The sequence below is a fragment of the Microcoleus sp. LAD1_D3 genome (assembly GCF_036702135.1).
GTDB lineage: Bacteria > Cyanobacteriota > Cyanobacteriia > Cyanobacteriales > Microcoleaceae > Microcoleus.
This window is the reverse complement of the sequence record NZ_JAUBSB010000111.1, coordinates 1-8,617: the sequence shown is the minus strand read 5'-3', so window position 1 is coordinate 8,617 and position 8,617 is coordinate 1. Positions and strand designations below refer to the sequence as shown.

Here is an 8,617-nt window from a genome sequence, read left to right as displayed (position 1 = left end):
CTTCTGTGATTTATTGCGTAAGCGTTGCTTGCCGTAGGCGTCGCATCCCTCTTTAAAAACTGTCCGGAGTATTGTTATTATATAGGTTCAAGAAAAGAGCATCCCGCTTTAGCCGTGGAAGTAACGATGACTAGCGGTAGCACAAATAAACTAGCTAAATATCTGCGACTTCGCATTCCTGAAGTCTGGTTTTGGGAAAATAATCAGTTGGCTGTGTATGGGTTGCGGGAGGATAATTATGAGCAAGCTTCAAGAAGTGAGTTGCTGCCGGAATTGGATTTAGAATTGCTGGTGCGTTGCATTTTAATGCCTTCAAGGATTGAGGCAAGGACAGAGTTTCTTAATGGAATTCGGCAAGTGGGTTGAATGCTGAGGAGTTGGTAAAAAGTGCGATCGTCTATGAGGGCTTCGCTAACGACTTGATTGGTTAAGCTAAAACGTGACAGACAACCATTGGCTCTCACAAACAACCTTTGCCCGATCGGCTCCAACGATTGGTTAGACTTGTAGGTGTAAAGTTATTAAGCTCAGAAATATGAAAATTTATAACTTTGATATTAAATCTTTTAGAATCGGAATTATTCCTATCTCTCTTGTCTTCATCTGCGTAAATCTGCGTCAATCTATTGTCATCTGCGGTTCAAAATTTATCTTTTTTTTACCGCAGATGAGGGCAGATAAACACAGATTAACGCAGATGAATTAGCTCAAGTCCGGTTGCACGATCGGTGATTTTTGTATGATACCATTCTAGAGCTAGAGGTGCAGCTTTAACCTAACGCTGAGGGGATAATTTATTCTGAAGTTTTCCCTATTTTACTGTTAGATAAGTTTGTTTTGTTAGCTGGGAATGTAGCAAGACTGCTAGAGGTTGTGCTGCGATGGGACATCAATGTTGTGTGAAATATCTGTCTAAATTTTATTGCTTTTTTCCCCGCAAGCCATCAACCAAAAACTCATCATCGATCGATCGCCCGCAGCTAAAAACTTATCCCGCGAAACCAGATAGCTTTCTATTTCCGACTCTGAAATTACCCCCTGTTTGACCATTTGCAAAATGGGCCCGGAGTCAAGCAAAGGTTGAAACGCCTCAATTCCCATGATATCGCTGTGGCTGACAACGGCTTCTAAATCAACGCTAACAAACCCAGCTTCTTTGAGAATGCGGCACAGATTTCGCCCAACGCATAAATTGCCGCCCCGCGATGCTATCACCTGCTTGAATTTCTCCCGGACAATCTCGACTGACCAAGGCGGATTTGTCAGCCAAAACAGATCCGCATCGTTATCAATAATCACCAGTTTGCCGCCCGGTTTCAAGATGCGGAATATTTCTCTAGCTGCTGCGACGGGATCTGGGAGGTGAACGAACAGCAAACGGGCGATCGCAAAATCGAAAGTGTTAGCCGCCAAACCAGTATCCGCAACCGATGCTTGGATGCGCTCTACTCGGTCGCCGCCTTTGTCCTGTAAATATTCTACTGCTTTTTCGTGCTGTACCGGGTCAATTTCTACCGCTGTTACCGAACTGTTTGGCAGCAATTCTAACAGTTTTTCGGTGAAAAATCCCGGCCCGCTACCCGCTTCCAAAACATTCATCCCGTCGGCTAAACCGAACCACTTTAAAGTGCGCGCTTCCTTTTCCCAACTGAGGAGAACTTGACCTTTTAACCGCTGAATTTCTGCGTCAAGTTCCAGATTGTACGTGCTTGCTTGATACGAACCTTCCGCTGCCATAAAATTATCCTTTTTCCTGCTTCGACACCTAGATTATAATAGAACTGCGCTTTAGCGCAATTCTCGTTGCGGACATCCACAACCCCAGTTTGCGGACAGATGCAGGACGGAAGCCAGGTAATTCCTCTATTGTAAGAAGATGACCGAGACGATTTTAGATTGGGATTTGGGATTTTGAATGAGAATTTCAGCGGTTTAAAGCTCCTAGTTTCAACTAGGTCACAAATCGAAAATCGTAAATCCCAAATCTAAAATGGGTTGACGGATTACCTAAACAGACGATGTTGTGTGGCAACGAATCAACTATGCCCCAGACTTTACCTCAACCGGAGAAACGAACATTTTTAGTTGTGGATGACCATGCGATGGTGTTAGGTGGCACGCTTAACATTCTGAAGCAAGAATATCCAGAGGCAGACATTCTGACGGCTCCGACGGCTCAGGCAGCCCTTCAGCAAATAGCGCAGACGACCCCGGATTTGGTGATTGTGGATCTGGTGATGCCAGAGACGATCGGCGAAACCGCGCAAGCGAATTCAGGGCTTCAACTCCTCAAAACGTTGATGGAGCAGTATCCGAGTCTGAATATTGTGGTGCAGAGTGCCCATGTTCGGACTTTAGTTTGGCTGAAACCGTCGATCGACAATCACATGGGCGGCTTCACAGTTGTCGATAAGAGCCAGCCGATGAAAGACTTGCTGGCAATGGTTGATTGGGCGCTGCACGAGCGGATTTATACACCCAGAGAGATCCGCAATGGGCTGCAACTCAAACCCGCCTGGATGCAGGTGTTGCAATTTGCTTTTCACGAGAGCTTACAGGATACTGCGATCGCCAAACGGATGAATGTTTCTGAACGCACCGTGCAGTATTACTGGACTAAGATTCGAGATGTGCTAGAGGTGTATCCTGAAGATGATAAGAATCTGCGGATTCAAACGGAAGTGCGAGCTAGGGAAGAAGGATTGATTGATTAGTGAAGCGCGATCGATGGCAAGCAGTGAAAGCGGGTGTCACGACTTGGGGACGAGAAGGGCTTCCAGGGGTGATGGTGATTGTCGCTGTGACGATCGCTCGATTGACGGGTGCGCTTCAGTTTTTGGAGTTGGTGACGCTCGATCGATTTCTGCGGCTGCGTCCCCCTGAGCCAATGGATGAAAGGATTGTCATCGTCAGTATCACCGAGGAAGATATTCGACGCGCTAGAACTTATCCGATTCCCGATCGCGAAATTGCCGATTTGCTTAAACGGTTGCAGGCCTATCAACCGATCGCGATCGGGCTGGATATTGTCCGCGATATTCCGGTTGAACCTGGTCATGCCGAACTAACATCGGTGTTTCGCAGCAGCAAGAATGTGATCGGAGTGGAGATTGCCCTGCCCGATCGCAGTGGCTTTACCGTCGCACCTCCGCCCGCGCTGCCATCGGAACAGGTTGGCTTTGCAGATGCCGTTCTCGATGCGGATGGCTACCAGCGCCGCAGTTTATTGGGCGCTCACAATCCCCAGCAGGAATACCGTTTTTCGTTGGCGATCCGGCTGGCAGAACGCTATTTAGCAGCCCGAGGAATTGAGTTGGGTAATGGAATTCGCGACCCAGAGGCGAAGCGCTTTGGCAGCATTGAATTGACCAGAGTGCAGTCAAACTCTGGCGGATATGTGGGGGCGTATGCAGGCGGCAACCAGATTTTGCTGAATGTTCGCAGCGGGACAATGCCGTTTCGCGTGCTTTCTCTCTCGCAAATCAAATCGGGACAGGTCAACCCGGATTGGATTCGAGGCAAAATTGTGTTGATTGGGATCATGTCTTTTAGTGCGAAGGATTTGGCAAGTTCAGGTGCGATCGCAGGCATCAATCCCGGACGGATTTACGGAGTCGAAATGCAGGCCCACGCCACCAGCCAGATCCTGAGCGCGGTGCTCGATCGCCGATCGTTGCTTCGGGTTTGGGCGGATGGCTGGGAAATGCTCTGGATTGGGGTCTGGGGACTCTTGGGGATGAGTTTGGGGCGATTTCTGCGATCGCCCTGGAAAATTTTGTTGGGGCTCTTAATCGCCAGTATCAGCCCGATCGGGATATGTTACGGGTTAATTCTGTTGGGGTGGTGGGTGCCGATCGTACCTGTGTTGTTGGTGCTGGTGTTGAATGGGGCTGGCTTGATGGCAGCGTTATTTTATCGCCACGAACAGGAACTCCGACTGCGGTTAGAGGAACGTCAATTTGCGATCGAACAGACCTTTAACGCGATTCATAGCGGGCCTTTACAAACATTGGTGGCGATTTTGAGAAACGCTCAAGAACAAGCAACACCGCCGCCATTTCTACCGGAGTTGCAACGCCTGAATGAAGAATTACGGGCAGTTTACGGATCGGTGCAGCGAGATGCGATCGCGGATGAACCGCACCTTCGCATGGGAAGCGCGATCGAATTGGCCCTGCAGGCTCCACTGCATGAATTGCTCTACAAGGTCTATTGCAACACGCTAGAACAAGAACTGCCTTACCTCAAAACGCTCAAATTCAAAATTGTGCAGTTCGATGCCTTGAACACCTCGCATCTGCGGTTGGAACACAAGCGAGGACTCTGCCGCTTTCTGGAAGAAGCGCTCTGCAATGTGGGGAAACACGCGATCGATGCCACTCGCTTGACCGTAATTTGCACTCAAGAAAGCGATCGGCAGGTGATTCGGGTGGCGGATAATGGCAAGGAGAACCCGTCTGACGCAGAAGCGCTGAGTTCCGGTGAAACGAACTGTGACAGGGAGACAACTCAATATCTAAACTCTAAACTCCAACCTTCAGGATTAGGAACGCAGTTGGCAAACAATTTAGCCAAACAATTAGGGGGAACATTTCGGCGCTACCCAAATGTACCGAGGGGGATAGTGTGCGAATTAACCTGGTCAGCCAAACGGCGGTGGTTCTGGTGATTGATTCCTCAGAGTTAGCATCCGAATTATTCATCTCTCTCTTCTCTTCCTCTGTGTTCTCTGCGTTCTCTGCGGTTAAATCATTCCGATCCAACTGGAATTGATATCACACTTGCTATATCTTTGCGCTTTCCCGCAAACGAAGCTTGTGGGCAGTTCTCTATTCTGTTTGTGTATTGTTGATTACTGTAGAAATAGTTACAGAGGGAATTGCGATGATGACTCACGGATTGAAGCGTCGAACCATTTACTCTGCCGGCATTGCGAGTTTAATGCTGAGTGTTTCGCTCTCTCTCGCTCCTCTAGCGCTGGCAAAATATACTCCCCCTAAAAAGCCTTCTGCGCCGAAACAAACGGGGACGAATACCACTCGCGGCGGCAGTTGCGAAGCTAATTCACCGGCGGTATTGACTGCCTTGGTGCCGTTTAGTCATGTGGGAGAGACGATTTCTCAGCATCCCACCTTTACCTGGTTTGTACCCGATCGCACTTCTCATCCCCTGCAATTCCGCCTGTTCAGCTCTACGGGACAAGCACTCTACAGAACCCAGATGCAGAGTCAGCCGGGAATTATGCAGTTTTCGCTCCCGCCAAATCTGCCCCAACTGTCGATCGGGCAATCCTATAAGTGGCAAGTGGTGTTGGTGTGCGATCGGAATGTTTCTTCGCGGAATGTGGTGGCGGCGGCAGAAATCCAAGTCGTTGCACCTGCTGCGTCGTTGCAGGCTCAACTTGCAGCCGCGCAAACTCCCCAACAGCGGATCGACCTGTATGCGGAGTCGGGGCTGTGGTATGACGCGATCGCCGAAGCGCGCAAAGGCTCTGAGACTTCTCAAAACCAAGCACCTGTGCTGGAATTGCTAGATGCTCTGGCTAATTCGGAAGCCCAACCGCTGAAGGAATGGAGCGATCGATTGCGACAAATTAGGGCGATCGAACAACAACGCCAACTCCCGCAACCCAAACCCTAAAATCCCATGCAGCCTTTCTCCCTAAAACTGCTCAAATCCAGTAATCGTAAAGTGCGATCGGGCTTCCTCTTTCCCCTTGCGCTTTGCCTTTTGTCTGTTGGCTTTTACATTCCTCCCCATTTCTCACTCCAGGCTAGTGCTCAGGCGATCGAGGCGAGTGAAGCAGAGGGCGATCGGCTGATACAGCAGGGGCTTCAACAGTATCGGACTAGCCAATTAAGAGCAGCGCTGAATTCCTGGCAACAGGCACTCCAAATTTATCGCGCCCTCAAAAACCGCCAAGGGGAGAGTTGGGCACTGGGCAATTTGGGAGTCGCTTACAGAGCCCTGGGCAACTATGCCAAAGCGATCGAGTATTCACAGCAGAGTTTAGCGATCGCCCGCGAAATTAAAGATCGCTCTGGGGAAGGGAATGCACTAGGCAATTTGGGAATCGCTTACCGCTATCTGGGCAACTATGCCAAAGCCATTGAGTATGCACAGCAGTGGTTAGCGATCGCCCGCGAAATTAAAGATCGCTCTGGGGAAGGTGCAGCACTGGGCAATTTGGGAGTCGCTTACGGAGCCCTGGGCAACTATGCCAAAGCCATTGAGTATGCACAGCAGAGCTTAGCGTTCGCCCGCGAAATTAAAGACCGTCAAAGGGAAGGTGCAGCACTGGGCAACTTGGGAGTCGCTTACCGCTATCTGGGCAATTATGCCAAAGCCATTGAGTATACACAGCAGCAGTTAGCCATCGCCCGCGAAATTAAAGATCGCTCTGGGGAAGGTGGAGCACTGGGCAATTTGGCAGTCGCTTACATCTATCTGGGCAACTATGCCAAAACGATTGAGTATGCACAGCAATTTTTAGCCATTGCCCGCGAAATTAAAGACCGCCAAGGGGAAGGTGCAGCACTGGCCCATTTGGGAGCCGCTTACAGATCCCTGGGCAACTATGCCAAAACGATTGAGTATGCACAGCAATTTTTAGCCATCGCCCGCGAAATTAAAGACCGCCAAGGTGAAGGTGTGGCGCTGAGCAATCTGGGAGCAGCTTACGGATCTCTGGGCAACTCGGCCAAAGCCATTGAGTATGCACAGCAATATTTCGCCATCGCCCGCGAAATTAAAGACCGTTATGGGGAAGGTCGGACACTGGCCAATTTGGGAATCGCTTACCTCGATCTGGGCAACTATGCCAAAGGCATTGAGTATACACAGCAGAGCTTAGCGATCGCCCGTGAAATTAAAGACCGTCAAGCGGAGGGGGCGACACTGGGCCTTTTGGGACTCGCTTACATCTATCTGGGCAACTATGCCAAAACGATTGAGTATACACAGCAGCGCTTAGCCATCGCCCGCGAAATTAAAGACCGCGACGGAGAAGGTACGGCACTCAACAACCTCGGATTGGCCCTCTTGAAAGCTGGCAACCCAACAGAAGCTGAAAAAATGCTGATTGATGCGATTCAAGTTTGGGAATCGATGCGTCAAATGCTCGGCTCCAACGACGCGAATAAAGTCTCCATCTTTGAAGGACAAGCTGGCACTTATCTGACTTTACAACAAGTCCGGGTGGCTCAAAATAACCCGATCGCCGCTTTAGAAATTGCCGAACGGGGACGCGCCCGTGCCTTTGTCGATCTGCTGACAGAACGCTTATCGTCAGGTTCTACCAATCCGGCGATCGCCACTTCTCCGAACCAGGAGCAAATTCGCCAAATCGCCAAAGCACAGAACGCCACTTTGGTGCAGTATTCCATCATCTACGACCGCTTCCAGATTCAGGGCAAACAAGAAACGCGAGAATCCGCGCTTTACATCTGGGTGATTCAACCGACGGGCGAAATCACCTTCCGCCAGGTAGATCTCAAACCCCTCTGGCAAAAGCACAAAGTCTCCCTAGCCAACCCAGTCATTTGCACACAAGAATCCTTTGATATCCGCAGTCGCAGCAGCACGGGCTTGACCGAATGCCCAACCGACTTACCCACCCTGCATCAACTGCTGATCGATCCCATTGCCAGCCTCCTCCCCAAAGATCCCAATGCCCATGTCATTTTCATTCCCCAAGGTTCCCTGTTCCAGGTACCCTTCCCTGCACTCCAAGATCCTAACGGTACTTACTTAATCCAGAAACACACGATTCGGACTGCCCCTTCGATTCAAGTATTGGATTTGACTCGACAGCAACTGCAGAAGTTAGTACAGAAGCCAGCCAACAACGGCAGGGCTCTAGTCTTGGGCAATCCCACGATGCCGAGTGTGTCTCTCTCTGTGGGAGAACCTAAGCAGCAATTGTCTCCTCTACCTGGGGCTGAAGCTGAAGCGCGAGCGATCGCCCCTCTGCTCAATACTCAAGCGATCTTAGGCGCACAAGGGACAAAAGCTGCGATCGTCCAAAAAATGCCTCAAGCATCAATTATTCACCTGGCAACGCATGGATTGCTCGATAACCTGAACGGATTGTCAAGTGCGATCGCCCTGGCTCCTTCTGGTAGGGATGACGGCTTATTGACCGCAGCAGAGATTTTCGACATGAAACTGCAAGCAAACTTAGTTGTTTTGAGTGCCTGCAACACTGGAGAAGGCAGAATTACTGGGGATGGGGTGATTGGTTTATCGCGTGCTTTGATTTCAGCAGGAGTACCGAGTGTAATTGTTTCTTTATGGGCGGTTCCCGATGCGCCTACAGCCGAATTAATGCAGGCATTTTATCAAAATCTTCAGCAAAACCCGAATAAAGCACAGGCATTGCGACAGGCAATGTTAACCACGATGAAAAACCCAAACCATTCCAATCCGCGAGATTGGGCGGCATTTACGTTGATTGGGGAAGCAGAGTAAGTTTTTATGAAGGGCGATCTCTATTGGATTAGGGTTAGTTTGTGCGTTGCAGTAGAGTTGGGTGATCGTAGTACTGGAGTTTAGACTAAACAGCTATTAAATCGCGATCGTCACTGCACTCACCAACGGCAACGGTCGCTGGTGATAA

At 49.8% G+C, this 8,617-nt stretch carries 6 protein-coding genes; 5 read left to right on the top strand and 1 reads right to left on the bottom strand.

Annotation, left to right across the window (positions count from 1 at the left end; all coding sequences use genetic code 11):
• Nucleotides 1–24: 24 nt before the first annotated feature.
• On the top strand, nt 25–366 hold the full coding sequence (locus tag QUA74_RS28840) for a Uma2 family endonuclease (protein WP_333336029.1): 342 nt from the start codon (nt 25–27) through the stop codon (nt 364–366).
• 546 nt (nt 367–912) lie between these two features.
• Here QUA74_RS28840 and QUA74_RS28835 read toward each other — a convergent pair.
• Nucleotides 913–1,737, bottom strand: a complete 825-nt coding sequence (locus tag QUA74_RS28835) for a methyltransferase domain-containing protein (protein WP_333336027.1) — start codon at nt 1,735–1,737, stop codon at nt 913–915.
• Between the two features lie 305 nt (nt 1,738–2,042).
• Between QUA74_RS28835 and QUA74_RS28830 the strand changes: the two genes are divergently transcribed.
• From QUA74_RS28830 to QUA74_RS28815, 4 genes are all read left to right on the top strand, one after another.
• A complete protein-coding gene (locus tag QUA74_RS28830; RefSeq protein WP_333336024.1) occupies nt 2,043–2,714 on the top strand; it encodes a response regulator transcription factor in 672 nt (223 codons plus the stop codon).
• A complete protein-coding gene (locus QUA74_RS28825; protein WP_333336021.1) occupies nt 2,714–4,669 on the top strand; it encodes a CHASE2 domain-containing protein in 1,956 nt (651 codons plus the stop codon). Before QUA74_RS28830 ends, QUA74_RS28825 begins: the two co-directional genes overlap by 1 nt.
• Before the next feature lie 146 nt (nt 4,670–4,815).
• Nucleotides 4,816–5,640, top strand: a complete 825-nt coding sequence (locus QUA74_RS28820; protein ID WP_333336019.1) for a DUF928 domain-containing protein — start codon at nt 4,816–4,818, stop codon at nt 5,638–5,640.
• A gap of 6 nt (nt 5,641–5,646) precedes the next feature.
• On the top strand, nt 5,647–8,469 hold the full coding sequence (locus QUA74_RS28815; RefSeq protein ID WP_333336016.1) for a CHAT domain-containing tetratricopeptide repeat protein: 2,823 nt from the start codon (nt 5,647–5,649) through the stop codon (nt 8,467–8,469).
• Nucleotides 8,470–8,617 lie beyond the last annotated feature (148 nt).